Source organism: Vibrio parahaemolyticus (assembly GCF_900460535.1).
Lineage (GTDB): Bacteria > Pseudomonadota > Gammaproteobacteria > Enterobacterales > Vibrionaceae > Vibrio > Vibrio parahaemolyticus.
This window is the reverse complement of sequence record NZ_UHIL01000001.1, coordinates 51,440-67,257: the sequence shown is the minus strand read 5'-3', so window position 1 is coordinate 67,257 and position 15,818 is coordinate 51,440. Positions and strand designations below refer to the sequence as shown.

At 46.7% G+C, this 15,818-nt stretch carries 9 protein-coding genes, 1 tRNA gene, 3 rRNA genes and 1 riboswitch; of the genes, 9 read left to right on the top strand and 4 right to left on the bottom strand.

The features are described from left to right. Positions 1-81 precede the first annotated feature (81 nt). Positions 82-1,512, bottom strand: coding sequence for a Si-specific NAD(P)(+) transhydrogenase (gene sthA, locus DYB02_RS00330; protein ID WP_077345951.1), 1,431 nt, complete (start codon positions 1,510-1,512; stop codon positions 82-84). A 262-nt stretch (positions 1,513-1,774) separates the two neighbouring features. Between sthA and fabR the strand changes: the two genes are divergently transcribed. Both fabR and DYB02_RS00320 read left to right on the top strand, forming a co-directional pair. Then, the gene (fabR, locus tag DYB02_RS00325) at positions 1,775-2,416 is read left to right on the top strand and encodes an HTH-type transcriptional repressor FabR (protein ID WP_005480868.1); all 642 of its coding nucleotides are present in this window, start codon (positions 1,775-1,777) and stop codon (positions 2,414-2,416) included. Further along, the gene (locus tag DYB02_RS00320) at positions 2,416-2,781 is read left to right on the top strand and encodes a YijD family membrane protein (protein WP_005378634.1); all 366 of its coding nucleotides are present in this window, start codon (positions 2,416-2,418) and stop codon (positions 2,779-2,781) included. Before fabR ends, DYB02_RS00320 begins: the two co-directional genes overlap by 1 nt. A 66-nt stretch (positions 2,782-2,847) precedes the next feature. Here the strand turns inward: DYB02_RS00320 and trmA are convergent, their stop codons facing one another. Beyond that, a complete protein-coding gene (trmA, locus tag DYB02_RS00315; protein WP_021822424.1) occupies positions 2,848-3,957 on the bottom strand; it encodes a tRNA (uridine(54)-C5)-methyltransferase TrmA in 1,110 nt (369 codons plus the stop codon). 186 nt (positions 3,958-4,143) lie between these two features. Next, positions 4,144-4,343, top strand: a riboswitch (cobalamin riboswitch). Positions 4,344-4,400: 57 nt separating this feature from the next. Here trmA and DYB02_RS00310 point away from each other — a divergent pair. From DYB02_RS00310 to murI, 3 genes are all read left to right on the top strand, one after another. Continuing rightward, entirely contained in the window at positions 4,401-6,275 is a 1,875-nt protein-coding gene (locus DYB02_RS00310) for a TonB-dependent receptor domain-containing protein (RefSeq protein ID WP_021822871.1), read from the top strand. 78 nt (positions 6,276-6,353) lie between these two features. After that, a complete protein-coding gene (locus DYB02_RS00305) occupies positions 6,354-7,037 on the top strand; it encodes a Dph6-related ATP pyrophosphatase (protein WP_021822132.1) in 684 nt (227 codons plus the stop codon). Between the two features lie 40 nt (positions 7,038-7,077). Beyond that, a complete protein-coding gene (murI, locus tag DYB02_RS00300; RefSeq protein WP_029806338.1) occupies positions 7,078-7,890 on the top strand; it encodes a glutamate racemase in 813 nt (270 codons plus the stop codon). On the opposite strand, the gene DYB02_RS00295 is transcribed toward murI, so the two are convergent. Further along, positions 7,844-8,299 carry an RNA-binding protein gene (locus DYB02_RS00295; protein WP_005480876.1) on the bottom strand — a complete coding sequence of 152 codons (456 nt, stop codon included), beginning with the start codon at positions 8,297-8,299 and terminating at the stop codon, positions 7,844-7,846. The genes murI and DYB02_RS00295 overlap by 47 nt on opposite strands. Positions 8,300-8,856: 557 nt before the next feature. Here DYB02_RS00295 and DYB02_RS00290 point away from each other — a divergent pair. The 4 genes from DYB02_RS00290 to DYB02_RS00275 all read left to right on the top strand — a co-directional run bounded on the left by DYB02_RS00290 (position 8,857) and on the right by DYB02_RS00275 (position 13,891). Continuing rightward, positions 8,857-10,409 (top strand): 16S ribosomal RNA (locus tag DYB02_RS00290). Positions 10,410-10,686: 277 nt separating this feature from the next. Continuing rightward, a 23S ribosomal RNA gene (locus tag DYB02_RS00285) occupies positions 10,687-13,577 on the top strand. A 91-nt stretch (positions 13,578-13,668) separates the two neighbouring features. Next, positions 13,669-13,784 (top strand): 5S ribosomal RNA (rrf, locus tag DYB02_RS00280). The 16S, 23S and 5S rRNA genes sit together here with 1 tRNA gene alongside, the layout of an rRNA operon. A gap of 30 nt (positions 13,785-13,814) precedes the next feature. Next, positions 13,815-13,891: transfer RNA gene (locus tag DYB02_RS00275), tRNA-Asp, on the top strand. Between the two features lie 541 nt (positions 13,892-14,432). Here the strand turns inward: DYB02_RS00275 and pssA are convergent. Further along, the gene (gene pssA / locus DYB02_RS00270) at positions 14,433-15,773 is read right to left on the bottom strand and encodes a CDP-diacylglycerol--serine O-phosphatidyltransferase (protein WP_015297461.1); all 1,341 of its coding nucleotides are present in this window, start codon (positions 15,771-15,773) and stop codon (positions 14,433-14,435) included. Positions 15,774-15,818: the final 45 nt, after the last annotated feature.

Here is a 15,818-nt window from a genome sequence, read left to right as displayed (position 1 = left end):
TCGAAAACCTGCTGTTTTTGCATTTGGATCATGGCAACCCAAATACTCATTTAACCTCATTATCTCAGCATTGTATGGCTACTAGAACAATCGGTTCAACCCATTCAATGCCGCTACACGATAGGCTTCGGCCATGGTCGGGTAGTTGAAGGTAGTATTCACGAAATATTCAATCGTATTGGCTTGGCCTTTTTGTTCCATGATGGCTTGACCAATGTGGATGATTTCCGCTGCACGTTCACCAAAGCAGTGAATGCCGAGAATTTCCTTGGTTTCACGATGGAACAAAATTTTCAAACTGCCGATATCTTTGCCTGCAATTTGCGCACGGGCCAGATGTTTGAATGAAGAGCGGCCAACTTCATAAGGCACTTTCGCTGCCGTCAGTTCTTGTTCTGTTTTACCAACAGAGCTGATTTCTGGAATGGTGTAGATGCCTGTTGGGATGTCTTCAATCAGATAGTTTTCTGCCTGACCTTTGGTGATCGCTTGTGCGACAAAGCGTCCTTGGTCGTAGGCTGCGCTTGCAAGGCTAGGGTAACCAATCACATCACCTACTGCGTAAATGTGCTCAACCGCCGTTTGGTAGTTGCGGTTCACTTTAAGCTGGCCGCGAGAATCCGATTCTAGACCGACGACATCCAAACTGAGTTTGTCGGTGTTACCGGTTCTGCCGTTCGCATACAGCAAACAATCGGCGCGCATTTTCTTGCCTGACTGCAGGTGAATTATGACGCCATCTTCTGTGCCTTCGATTTTCTCGTAGGTTTCGTCGTTACGAATGACAACGCCGCTGTTCCAGAAGTGGTAAGACAGTGCATCAGACACTTCGTTATCCAAGAACTCCAACAAACGATCTCGGGTATTGATCAGGTCGGTTTTCACACCAAGTCCGCGGAAGATAGAGGCGTACTCACAACCGATAACGCCTGCACCATAAATGATGATATGACGAGGGTCGTGTTTCAGGCTCAGGATAGAGTCACTGTCGTAGATTCGTTCATGCAAGAAGTCGACATCGTTTGGTCGGTAAGGACGAGAGCCCGTCGCGATGACAAATTTATCGGCCGAGTAGGTTTCTTCCGTACCGTCATTTTGCATTACCGCGATAGAGTGCGTATCGATAAAACGTGCAGTACCGAACAGCAGCGTGCAGTCATTGCGGTCGTAAAACCCCTGACGAAGGCGAGTCTGTTTATCGATAACCGTTTTCGCATGGCCTAAAATGTCAGAAAATGTTGCATGAAGGCTGGTGTTGTTTCTGCAAAATAGTGGGTTGCTATTGAATTCGATGATACGGCTTACTGCATGGCGCAGCGCTTTCGATGGAATGGTTCCCCAGTGCGTACAGCCACCGCCCACACTGCTTTCTTTCTCGACGATGGCAACATTCAGTCCCGCTTTGGTTAACCCCATTGCAGCCCCTTCTCCGCCAGGGCCACTACCAATTACGATCACGTCATAGTGATTAACATGCGCCATGATGCCTTCCTTGTTATATTTGCTTAACATTGCTTTAGCGCGATTTTAACTCATTTGCTCTATACGTACACGTAATGGCTGCGAGAGAGTGGAAGTGATCACGCAGAATCGAACAAAAGGATGAATTGGTATGTTGTATGTCTATAAATTGACTCGAGAACATTGCAATTAGATGCATGCCAATAGTAACGTTCTCGCCGCTTACCTCGGGTGAGGCAACATATCTTTCTCCGTAGGGGTGAATTGCGTTATATTGAAGCTCTTGTACCCTACAGAAAAGAGCAAGTTAAGAATGAAATCGATGGGAATCCGCGCACAACAAAAAGAGAAGACACGTCGATCACTGATCGATGCGGCATTTAGTCAATTAAGTGCGGATCGCAGCTTTTCCAGTCTCAGCTTGCGAGAAGTTGCCCGAGAGGCAGGAATTGCACCCACTTCTTTTTATCGTCACTTCAAAGACATGGATGAGCTAGGCTTAACAATGGTTGATGAAGGCGGTTTACTATTACGTCAACTGATGCGTCAGGCACGTCAACGTATTGTCAAAGAAGGCAGTGTGATTCGAACTTCGGTTGAAACCTTTATGGAATTCATTGAAAGTAGCCCTAACGTATTCCGCTTATTATTGCGTGAGCGCTCTGGCACTTCTTCTGAATTTCGTACTGCCGTCGCTCGAGAAATCCAGCATTTTGCGGCAGAATTAACCGAGTATTTAATGAGCACCGGTATGACCAGAGAAGAGGCGTATACTCAAGCAGAGGCGTCGGTGACTTTGGTCTTTAGTTCGGGTGCTGAAGCTTTAGATTTAGATCGACGTGAGCGCGATGAACTCGCCGAGCGATTGATCATGCAATTGCGAATGATAGCCAAAGGGGCCTATTGGTATCGCAAAGAACGTGAACGTAACCGATTAAAAGGCGGGATAGAATAATGTCGAATGGAAATAAATCTGAAAAGAAAACGCTGATTTTGGCACTGGTTGCAGGTATGTGTGGTGATGCTTTGTTGTCGTGGTTGACCATGAGTGAAGTGTCTTTCTCAATCTTCCCACTGATTGCACTCGTACTGGCTGTACAAGCTCTTTATCAAGAGTACTTAAACAACCCGGTATCGGAAGATATTCCGTTAGTGGGCTTGGCGTGTTTCTTCGTAGGTGCGTTTGGTCACTCTGCGTTTATTAAAGCGCAATACCCAGAAGCAGGCTCAAACTTCTTTGCGATCATGGTTTCAATGATCTTACTCGCATGGATTGGTAAGAAGCTAGGGTTTGTCAGCAAGAAGACTTCTGCGGAATAAGCAAAACGAATCAAATACAAAAAAAGCGAGCCATTGAGCTCGCTTTTTTGTATTTGACGCCGTGGGTTACGCTTTGCGTTCCAATAGCACGCCCGCTTCCATATGGTGGGTATAAGGGAATTGGTCAAACAGAGCAAAACGCGTTACGTGGTGTGTTTCGCATAGAATGTCCAAGTTCTCTTTTAGAGTCTCAGGGTTACAAGAGATGTACATGATGCGCTCGTAACCTTGCACCATTTTACAAGTGTCGACATCCATACCAGAGCGTGGTGGATCGACAAAAATCGTATTGCAGTTGTAGCTCTTCAGATCCACGCCTGCATCTTGTAGACGACGGAATTCACGCTTACCTTCGATCGCTTGAGTAAATTCCTCTGCTGATAGACGTAAGATTTGTACGTTATCAATCTTATTGGCGGCGATGTTGTACTGTGCAGATACAACCGATGGTTTGGCTAGCTCAGTTGCTAGGACGCGGTCGAAATTCTGTGCCAAGGCCAGCGAGAAGTTACCGTTACCACAGTAAAGTTCTAGTAGGTCGCCAGTGCTTTCTTGGGTGCAGTCGACCGCCCATTCCAACATCTTCTCTGCGACTTTGCCGTTCGGCTGAGTGAAGCTGTTCTCTACTTGTTGGTAGATGTAGCTCTGACCATTTACATCGAGCTTCTCGATCACGTAGTCGCGGTCTAGGACAATCTTCATCTTACGAGCGCGACCAATGATGTTTAGGTTAAAGCCTTCATCATTTAAACGCTGTTTAAGGGCTTTCGCGTTTTCAATCCACTCTTCATCAAGTTGGCGATGGTAAAGGAGTGAAACCAGAATCTCACCACTTAGCGTCGATAGGAAATCCACCTGGAACAGTTTACGACGTAGTGAGTCGTTGTCTTTCATCGCTTCAACCAATAGCGGCATCAGGTCGTTGATCAGACGGCTTGCTGCAGGGAATTGGTCAACTCGGTATTTCTCACGAGTTTCTTGGTTGAACATGATGTAGTAAAGATCTTCGCCTTCATGCCAAACACGGAACTCAGCACGCATGCGGTAATGCTGCTCTGGTGATTCAAACACTTCCAGTTCTGGCACGTTGTATGGCGCGAACATATCCGTGAGACGTTCGACTTTTTCAGCCAGTTGTTCTTGGTAGCGTTGTGGATTTACATCAAGAGTAGCCATGATCTTACCTTTTATGGTGCATTCAATTTAAGAGCGCAGATTTTATTCAATCTCAACAGTATGTCCAGTTTTGTACGGGAATTGATTTAAAGATAGTGCGTACAGGTTGAGGAGAAAGCAAAATTAATCAAAACGTTACAATTTCTATGGGCAATATTGGCTGGACAAATAATCAATAGCTGAATAATATTTGCCTCAAGCTGGTGTCATCTAGCAATCTAGATGGCTGAAATGGGAATCTGGTGAAAACCCAGAACTGACGCGCAGCGGTAAAAGAGAACGAACGCTCATCACGACACTGCATTAGTTTATGTGGGAAGTCGAGCAACTAGGTGGTGTAAACCTCGCTCTTCAGTCCGAATACCTGCCAGCAACTGAGCCATAGCACTGGACTGCCTAAGGAGGCAGGGCTCGGAAGGAATTACGCGATTTAGGACAATATAATGAAAAAATCCGCATTGGCGATCACCCTGGCATCGCTGCTTTCACCTGTCTCTTATCTACAGGCCCAAGAAGTTTCTGTTGACGAAACCATCGTTGTTACTGCGAATCGATTCAAGCAAATCGATGGGGCTGTTCTAGCTCAAACCGTGACAGTAACGAAAGAAGATATTCGCCGTCAGCAAGCCGACAGTTTGTTTGATGTGTTCCGTACTTTGCCTAGTATTGAGGTTGCTCAGTATGGTGGCCGTGGCCAAAGCGCATCGATTTTTGTTCGCGGTGGCAGTGCCACCCAAGTGTTGGTTTTGGTTGATGGTGTACGTATGCCTCGCGCAATCATGGGCGGTATCGATTTCAACCAATTTCCAATCAACTCTATTGAACGTATCGACTACATTCGCGGCGCACGCGCATCTATCTATGGCTCAGAGGCGATTTCCGGCGTAATCAACATTATTACTCGTGCAAATATTGATGATGATGCAAGCCGAGTGTCGGCGGGTTATGGCTCCAACAATCATAAAAAAGGCACGTTTGCCGTATCTAAACCTGTTGGTGAAGGTAAGCACATCAAAGGGGTATTAGGTTACGAGAAAACGGATGGTTTTAACGTTAAACCTTTACCGGGTTTGAATGATGGCGATGAGCACGGATTTGAAACGTTGAACCTTAAATTAGGTTACCAGCAAAACTTTTCTGATAATTTTTCTGGTTACGTAGGCTTTAGTACATACAGCAACGAATACGACTATGACAACAGCAGTTATGGCAATCCTGGGTGGGGAACAGTAGATAAGCACGAAAAGAAAACGGGTGAAGTGGAATACGTAGGTGCAGATTTGTCACTTGAGTATTCTAAAGATGTTTACACTTCTGAGTTGAAGTTAGCTTACGGTCAACAAGACAACTATGACCTTAAATCGGGCCAAAGTAAGTCGACCGGCGATCACGTGGCCATCGAACAGTTCAATGCAATTTGGCTAAACTCATACAGCATCAATGATGAACTGAGTATTGGAGGCGGCTTAGATTACCGTAATGAGAAGTTAGCAAAAGGCTACCTTGCACCAAGTGACTGGGGACCAGCGAAAGACTACAACCCAGAGAAGAACCCAAGAACAAACATTGGCATCAGCGCAATTGCTCAATATGCATTGAATGCATGGACCTTCGAAGCCAGCGTACGTAATGATGAAAACAACCAGTTTGGCAACAACACTACGTGGCAAACCGCAGCAGGTTGGAAAGTTTACGAAGGATACGAATTAACGCTGAGCCACGGCACTGCATTTCGTGCGCCTAGCTTTGTTGACTTGTATTACCCTGGCTATGAAATGCCGAACTTAAAGCCTGAAGAGTCAAAAAACACGGAACTATCGTTATCTGGTGTGGCATCGATTGTTGATTGGACTGTAACTGGGTATTACAACCAAATTGAAAACATGCTGATCTGGAAAGGTGCGGGTATGCAAAACATTGGTGAAGCAGAGATTAAAGGTATCGAACTAGAAGTTAAACTCGATACTGATATTGTCTCTCATGAGTTCTACCTAGATTACAAAGATCCTGTCGACAAGTCTGGTGCAGAAGATACCCAACTAGCATACCGCTCCAAGCGTGGTGCTAAGTGGAATGCTTATGCGACATTTGACCAATGGACGTTGGGCTCGCAGTATCTTTACCAAGGTGAGCGCTTTAATGGTAGTACAAGACTACCGAGCTACAGCCTATGGAACTTCACCGCTTCTTACGCTGTAAACTCAAGTTGGGACATCAACGCCAAACTAAGCAACGCTTTCGATAAAAACTACGAGATGTACTCAGGTTACGCAACTCCTGGGCGTCAGTACTTTGTATCCGCTGACTACCGATTCTAATTGCGTTTGATACAACAAAGGCCGCCTTATTGGCGGTCTTTATCATTATTGGTGTACAGAAAATGGCTGGAAAACAAAATGACGAAACCAAAACGTGTCGTAATCAGTTGGTCGAGCGGTAAAGACTCTACACTAACGTTAGAGCGTTTAAACGAAAACCCGGACTATCAGGTGGTTGGTTTGTACACGACTTACGTAGGGAAAGAAGTGCCGTTCCAAGCAACTCCGCTTGGGGTCGTGCAAATGCAAGCGGACTTACTTGCTCTTCCGCTCATTACTATCGAGCTGCCTGAAGTCTTTCCGAGTAACGACATTTATCAATCGGCCATCGTTAATGCATTACAAAGTAGTGGGCTGAACGTAGAAGCTGTCGCATTTGGCGATATGTTCTGCAATGGTATCGCCGACTATCGACGTAGCTACATTGAGCCAGCAGGATGGGAATGTGTCTTTCCTCTCTTGGGGGAGAATAGTTTGAGCTTAGCGATGGAAGTCATAGAGCGTGGTATTCAAGCTATGTTGATCACCATAGACGGAAGTGTTCTCCCTCCAGAATGGTGTGGTCGTTGGTATGACCAAGTATTAATCGAGTCATTACCACGTCATATTGATCCATGTGGAGAAAATGGTGAGTTCCACACATTGGTGACATCAACCCCATCATTTCAAGGACATATAGAACTGACTAAGCTTGAAGTAGAAATAGGGGAGCGATTTAGCCATCAAAGATACCGCGCCAAAGCATTGCCAAAACAAATCTAACCAGTATGATCGCCGAGTCTCTATTCATCAGGTAAGACTCGTGCGAGCATCAAGTAAGAAAAAAGTTCTAGTGTTTGATTCCGGTGTCGGCGGACTGTCAGTTTTCCAAGAAATTCACCAACTCCTTCCACACTTAGACTACTTCTATCTGTTCGATAACGAAGCTTATCCTTACGGCGAACTCGATCAGAATGTGCTTATCTCGCGCGTCAATCAGCTGGTTTCCGCATTGGTAGCAGAGCATCACATCGATATCGTAGTCATTGCGTGCAATACTGCCAGTACAATCGTATTGCCGTCATTGCGTGACAACTTATTAGTGCCAGTTGTTGGTGTCGTGCCTGCCATCAAACCGGCCTCCTTACTAGCGACTCAGGGAGTAGGATTAATCGCAACGCCTGCGACCGTCACTCGTCAATACACTCATGAGCTGATCCGCGATTTTGCACAAGGTAAGCCAGTTGAATTACTAGGTTCGACGCGTTTGGTTGATATGGCAGAAGAAAAGCTACGTGGTGAAAGTGTTCCTTTGGATGAACTGAAAAGTATCTTATCGCCGCTATGCAATAAAGTAGACGTCGCTGTACTTGGTTGTACACACTTCCCACTAATCAAAAACGAAATTCAGCAAGTGCTGGGTAGCAACGTCGTTTTGATTGATTCTGGGGAGGCGATAGCGCGCCGGGTTAAAGTATTACTGTCTTGTGGCGAGCTTGAAGAGAAAGAAGAAGGGATAAAACGAATCTTTGCCAGTGCACCTCCTTGGCAAGAAGATGCACTGAACATTTGTTTGGCGAAATTAGGATTTAATCCAGTTCAGATTTATCGCCATCTGGATGTTTCGGATCGTTAGCAATACGAACTTTAAGTGTTCGCTCCATATATTCCCTTTCATTTAACTTCGCGATAGCCGGTTCTGCGTCAGCAGCGGCCATAACGACAAAACCAAACCCTCTTCTTTTACCTGTGCGTTTATCTTTCATTAAGCGCACAGCAAATACCTGCCCATACTCTGCAAATAAATCACGAACGTGACTCTCATTTGCTTTATAAGGAAGGTTACCGACATACAGCGTTTTAGTTGAAGGATCAGATTCCGTTGGTTGAATAGATGGTGTTTGGCTAGAAAATGAAAATAGAAAAGCAGTAGCGGCAACACCGATAAGAAAGCTCAAAGCTGGTGGAATAGCGAATTGAGAGAATAGCACTCCCCCAATGACGGCCAGCCCGGCAGATAGGATCAGATTTTTTTTAGACGTCATTTTGATTACTACATATAGATAATAAAGAGATCGATTGTCTATTTAACAGAATAGACACATGAATCTTACGTATATGGTTGGTGTTTTTCCAACCAATTGCTGTGATATGTCTCAAATGTGACGAAGAAATATGCAAATTTCGGCGTTTTGATGGATTAATGAACGGTTGAAAGCTTTTTTGCAAAAAACGCTTGTACTAATTTCTCAACTCCCTATACTGCGCATCCACCGACACGGAGTGAGACGAAAGTCACACAGCGAGTCGGAAATGAGAGAAAAAAGAAATTTGAAAAAATGCTTGACTCTCTCACGGTGCGGAGTAAGATACGCACCCCTAACGACGAGCAACTGAGTTGCTGGGTAAGTTAGAAAAGCTCTTTAAAAATAAGAACCTATCAATCTGTGTGGGCACTCGTTGATGATAATCCAATTAGATACCTCGGTATCAAATTAGGTTTCAATGATACGAAGTGACCATTGAATCTTCGGATTCAGCACAGTCAATTCAAACATTACTTTATGTAATGTTCAGTATTCATTGAGCCGAACAAAATCTTAAATTGAAGAGTTTGATCATGGCTCAGATTGAACGCTGGCGGCAGGCCTAACACATGCAAGTCGAGCGGAAACGAGTTATCTGAACCTTCGGGGAACGATAACGGCGTCGAGCGGCGGACGGGTGAGTAATGCCTAGGAAATTGCCCTGATGTGGGGGATAACCATTGGAAACGATGGCTAATACCGCATGATGCCTACGGGCCAAAGAGGGGGACCTTCGGGCCTCTCGCGTCAGGATATGCCTAGGTGGGATTAGCTAGTTGGTGAGGTAAGGGCTCACCAAGGCGACGATCCCTAGCTGGTCTGAGAGGATGATCAGCCACACTGGAACTGAGACACGGTCCAGACTCCTACGGGAGGCAGCAGTGGGGAATATTGCACAATGGGCGCAAGCCTGATGCAGCCATGCCGCGTGTGTGAAGAAGGCCTTCGGGTTGTAAAGCACTTTCAGTCGTGAGGAAGGCGGGTACGTTAATAGCGTATTCGTTTGACGTTAGCGACAGAAGAAGCACCGGCTAACTCCGTGCCAGCAGCCGCGGTAATACGGAGGGTGCGAGCGTTAATCGGAATTACTGGGCGTAAAGCGCATGCAGGTGGTTTGTTAAGTCAGATGTGAAAGCCCGGGGCTCAACCTCGGAATTGCATTTGAAACTGGCAGACTAGAGTGCTGTAGAGGGGGGTAGAATTTCAGGTGTAGCGGTGAAATGCGTAGAGATCTGAAGGAATACCGGTGGCGAAGGCGGCCCCCTGGACAGATACTGACACTCAGATGCGAAAGCGTGGGGAGCAAACAGGATTAGATACCCTGGTAGTCCACGCCGTAAACGATGTCTACTTGGAGGTTGTGGCCTTGAGCCGTGGCTTTCGGAGCTAACGCGTTAAGTAGACCGCCTGGGGAGTACGGTCGCAAGATTAAAACTCAAATGAATTGACGGGGGCCCGCACAAGCGGTGGAGCATGTGGTTTAATTCGATGCAACGCGAAGAACCTTACCTACTCTTGACATCCAGAGAACTTTCCAGAGATGGATTGGTGCCTTCGGGAACTCTGAGACAGGTGCTGCATGGCTGTCGTCAGCTCGTGTTGTGAAATGTTGGGTTAAGTCCCGCAACGAGCGCAACCCTTATCCTTGTTTGCCAGCGAGTAATGTCGGGAACTCCAGGGAGACTGCCGGTGATAAACCGGAGGAAGGTGGGGACGACGTCAAGTCATCATGGCCCTTACGAGTAGGGCTACACACGTGCTACAATGGCGCATACAGAGGGCAGCCAACTTGCGAAAGTGAGCGAATCCCAAAAAGTGCGTCGTAGTCCGGATTGGAGTCTGCAACTCGACTCCATGAAGTCGGAATCGCTAGTAATCGTGGATCAGAATGCCACGGTGAATACGTTCCCGGGCCTTGTACACACCGCCCGTCACACCATGGGAGTGGGCTGCAAAAGAAGTAGGTAGTTTAACCTTCGGGGGGACGCTTACCACTTTGTGGTTCATGACTGGGGTGAAGTCGTAACAAGGTAGCGCTAGGGGAACCTGGCGCTGGATCACCTCCTTATACGATGATTATTCACGATGAGTGTCCACACAGATTGATAGTTCACAAGCGCAAGCTTGTAGCTAACATAGCTCTTTAACAATTTGGAAAGCTGACAAAACAACAATTTATTGTTGTTTGTAAAGTTCTCAATGTTTGTCTTTAAGACAAACACCAAAATAACACATTCAAGTGTTCTTGGAATTTGAGTCCGGCAAAATCGAGTCTGCATCATGTATAAAAATTGCAGACAACTTTGGTGACTTGTTCATCAACTCGAAACTCCTTCGGGTTGTATGGTTAAGTGACTAAGCGTACACGGTGGATGCCTTGGCAGTCAGAGGCGATGAAAGACGTAGTAACTTGCGATAAGCCCAGATTAGGTAGTAACAACCATTTGAGTCTGGGATTTCTGAATGGGGAAACCCACGTGCATAAGCACGTATCCTTACCTGAATACATAGGGTAAGGAGGCGAACCGGGGGAACTGAAACATCTAAGTACCCCGAGAAAAAGAAATCAACCGAGATTCCGAAAGTAGCGGCGAGCGAAATTGGACTAGCCCTTAAGCTTTACACGCGTTAGACGAACGGTCTGGAAAGTCCGACGATACAGGGTGATAGTCCCGTAGTTGACGACGTGTGTTCAGTGAAATCGAGTAGGGCGGGACACGTGATATCCTGTCTGAATATGGGGGGACCATCCTCCAAGGCTAAATACTACTGACTGACCGATAGTGAACCAGTACCGTGAGGGAAAGGCGAAAAGAACCCCTGTGAGGGGAGTGAAATAGAACCTGAAACCGTGTACGTACAAGCAGTAGGAGCAGGCTTTGTCCTGTGACTGCGTACCTTTTGTATAATGGGTCAGCGACTTATATTCAGTGGCAAGGTTAACCATCTAGGGGAGCCGTAGGGAAACCGAGTCTTAACTGGGCGTTCAGTCTCTGGATATAGACCCGAAACCAGGTGATCTAGCCATGGGCAGGTTGAAGGTTGAGTAACATCAACTGGAGGACCGAACCGACTAATGTTGAAAAATTAGCGGATGACTTGTGGCTAGGGGTGAAAGGCCAATCAAACCTGGAGATAGCTGGTTCTCCCCGAAAGCTATTTAGGTAGCGCCTCGGACGAATACTACTGGGGGTAGAGCACTGTTAAGGCTAGGGGGTCATCCCGACTTACCAACCCTTTGCAAACTCCGAATACCAGTAAGTACTATCCGGGAGACACACGGCGGGTGCTAACGTCCGTCGTGGAGAGGGAAACAACCCAGACCGCCAGCTAAGGTCCCAAATTACTACTAAGTGGGAAACGATGTGGGAAGGCTCAGACAGCCAGGATGTTGGCTTAGAAGCAGCCATCATTTAAAGAAAGCGTAATAGCTCACTGGTCGAGTCGGCCTGCGCGGAAGATGTAACGGGGCTAAGTAGTAAACCGAAGCTGCGGCAATATACTTTTGTATATTGGGTAGGGGAGCGTTCTGTAAGCGGTTGAAGGTGTGTGGTAACGCATGCTGGACGTATCAGAAGTGCGAATGCTGACATGAGTAACGATAAAGGGGGTGAAAAACCTCCTCGCCGGAAGACCAAGGGTTCCTGTCCAACGTTAATCGGGGCAGGGTAAGTCGACCCCTAAGGCGAGGCCGAAAGGCGTAGTCGATGGGAAACGGGTTAATATTCCCGTACTTCTTACAATTGCGATGGGGGGACGGAGAAGGCTAGGTGGGCCTGGCGACGGTTGTCCAGGTTCAAGTGCGTAGGCTTGAGAGTTAGGTAAATCCGGCTCTCTTTAAGGCTGAGACACGACGTCGAGCATCTACGGATGTGAAGTCATTGATGCCATGCTTCCAGGAAAAGCCTCTAAGCTTCAGATTGTAAGGAATCGTACCCCAAACCGACACAGGTGGTCGGGTAGAGAATACCAAGGCGCTTGAGAGAACTCGGGTGAAGGAACTAGGCAAAATGGTACCGTAACTTCGGGAGAAGGTACGCTCTCGACGGTGAAGTCCCTTGCGGATGGAGCTATTGAGAGTCGCAGATACCAGGTGGCTGCAACTGTTTATTAAAAACACAGCACTGTGCAAAATCGTAAGATGACGTATACGGTGTGACGCCTGCCCGGTGCCGGAAGGTTAATTGATGGGGTTAGACTTCGGTCGAAGCTCTTGATCGAAGCCCCGGTAAACGGCGGCCGTAACTATAACGGTCCTAAGGTAGCGAAATTCCTTGTCGGGTAAGTTCCGACCTGCACGAATGGCGTAATGATGGCCACGCTGTCTCCACCCGAGACTCAGTGAAATTGAAATCGCTGTGAAGATGCAGTGTACCCGCGGCTAGACGGAAAGACCCCGTGAACCTTTACTACAGCTTGGCACTGAACATTGACCCTACATGTGTAGGATAGGTGGGAGGCTTTGAAGCACGTACGCCAGTATGTGTGGAGCCGTCCTTGAAATACCACCCTTGTAGTGTTGATGTTCTAACGTCGACCCCTAATCGGGGTTGCGGACAGTGCCTGGTGGGTAGTTTGACTGGGGCGGTCTCCTCCCAAAGAGTAACGGAGGAGCACGAAGGTGGGCTAATCACGGTTGGACATCGTGAGGTTAGTGCAATGGCATAAGCCCGCTTGACTGCGAGAATGACAATTCGAGCAGGTGCGAAAGCAGGTCATAGTGATCCGGTGGTTCTGAATGGAAGGGCCATCGCTCAACGGATAAAAGGTACTCCGGGGATAACAGGCTGATACCGCCCAAGAGTTCATATCGACGGCGGTGTTTGGCACCTCGATGTCGGCTCATCACATCCTGGGGCTGAAGTCGGTCCCAAGGGTATGGCTGTTCGCCATTTAAAGTGGTACGCGAGCTGGGTTTAGAACGTCGTGAGACAGTTCGGTCCCTATCTGCCGTGGGCGTTGGAAGATTGAAGGGGGCTGCTCCTAGTACGAGAGGACCGGAGTGGACGAACCTCTGGTGTTCGGGTTGTGTCGCCAGACGCATTGCCCGGTAGCTAAGTTCGGAATCGATAACCGCTGAAAGCATCTAAGCGGGAAGCGAGCCCTGAGATGAGTCTTCCCTGATACTTTAAGTATCCTAAAGGGTTGTCGGAGACTACGACGTTGATAGGTCAGGTGTGTAAGTGCTGTGAGGCATTGAGCTAACTGATACTAATTGCCCGTGAGGCTTAACCATACAACACCCAAGGGGTTTTGATGGACTCGAAGCAAGAACAGAATTGAATGTGTAGAGAACACAAAAACAGCTTTCCGAATTAAAGAATTTGCTTGGCGACCATAGCGTTTTGGACCCACCTGACTCCATTCCGAACTCAGAAGTGAAACGAAATAGCGCCGATGGTAGTGTGGGGTTTCCCCATGTGAGAGTAGGACATCGCCAGGCTTTAAATTTAGACTTAGGTCTAACCAGTGCGGAGCGGTAGTTCAGTTGGTTAGAATACCGGCCTGTCACGCCGGGGGTCGCGGGTTCGAGTCCCGTCCGCTCCGCCACTTATTTGAAAGCCCTGCTAGAAATAGCAGGGCTTTTGTCGTTTTAGGGGCTGTCTTTTCCCTTCCAAGAAAGGCCATTCTCGGTGGTCTGCCGTCCCAATAGCTCCGCCATTTACACTGATTTGAAAGCTTAGCTAGTCATTTTAAAGTGTCCCATCAGTCTACAATGCATTCTTCTCTACTGTTTTGCTAATATCGATACGGGACTCGCTTTCCCCAATTTCCAATCGTCTTGAGTAATATGAGTTTGTCGATTTGATTCAATCTATAAGATTAAGCATGCGAATTCGATAGGGTGTTAACCACCTTTGTCTGTTTTTTCGAGAGTGAGCCTAGTTTCAATCCTTTAATAAGTATTTTTTAAGCCGTTCTAAGGTGCTTAGAACTAATCAAATACTCGCTCTGTATTTATGTTTAAAAAGTGTGTGGGGGCTTTCAGGGTGAGATATGTCTTTTGAAAAATGGAAATCACTTGATCTGCCGTGTACAAAAAAAGCCCAACATAAGTTGGGCTTTCGAAAGACAAATAAACGGAAGATATTTAAAGGATACGCTTTAAAACACCGTCAGCTTTTAAGCGAGTGATTTTTCTCACGAGTTTTTGCACAGCAAGCGGGTAATCTTCGACTTTTTCCAACTGTTTGTAAGTGCAGATTAGCTGCGTATGTTCAAGGATTCGGGCTACTTCATCTTCAAACTTATGAGTAAGGTTTGCGTAGTCATCTTGAATCAATAAACCATTTTCAAGATCGAGAGACCAAGCACGCGGATTTAAGTTGTTACCTGTAAGCAGCATGTATCGTTTATCAACCCAGATACCTTTTAGGTGGAAGCTGTTGTTTTCATGCTTCCATAAGTGCACTGAAAGCTTACGAGCTGCAATGTTCGCCTCATTTGCTTTGGCAAAGCGGCGCAGATTTACCTCGTAAAGGTAAGGAAGACCACCAATGGTTTTGAAATCTTCTTCTGGAGAGATATAGAAATCGTTCGCGGTTTTATCTCCTACCACGATCGTTACTTTTACTCCACGTTTCATCGCACGTTTTACTTCCCGGTGAATTGATTTAGGGAAGTTAAAATATGGCGTACAGATGAAAATTTCGTTTTTTGCTGCTGCTAGTAGCTTGACGATTTGCTGGTTTAGTAAGTTTCGACGCTTACCAAGACCAACAAGTGGTGTGAGCTTTACTTTATCTTCTGCCGCTGACTCATGGGCAAATTGATAGTTGGCTTGAGCAAGAGAAGAGCGAAGTTGGCGAATTGCCGATTTAATTTCTTTGGTTTCTGGCTTATCTCGATCGGCCAAGTCGTTTACTGCAGGGTGAGCAATCATTTCATTTTGAACGAAGTTCACCATCGTATCTGCAAGGGACTTGTGCTTAATAACATGGTAGCGATCAAATCGATAGCGACCATGGTACTGCAAATAAACGTTATTAAGGCTAGCGCCACTGTAAATCACGGTATCGTCGACGACGAAGCCTTTTAAATGAAGCACACCAAATACTTCTCGGCCGCGAACGGGGATACCATAAACAGGGATGGCATGTTGGTATTGGTCAGCAAACGCTTTATAAAGCGCTGAGTTGCCTTCTGATGTTTCTGCACCAATAAGGCCGCGTTGTGCTCGGTGCCAGTCAACACAGATATTAATGTCTAATCCTGGATTACGCTGCTTTGCTTCGTAAAGTGCAGTGAGTATTTCACGCCCAGCTTCATCATCTTCCAGATATAGAGCGACTAGGTAGATTCGTGACGTTGCTTTGCTGATCGCATCTAAAAGACGAGTTCGAAATGTTTCTGCAGAGTACAGAACATCAAAGTCTTCAGGATTGATTGCGAGACTAGGCAACTGCTCGAATGGATTCCTATTTACTATCATATCGGTGTGAGTACCTTATTTTAGTGCAATATTGCGAACCTGATA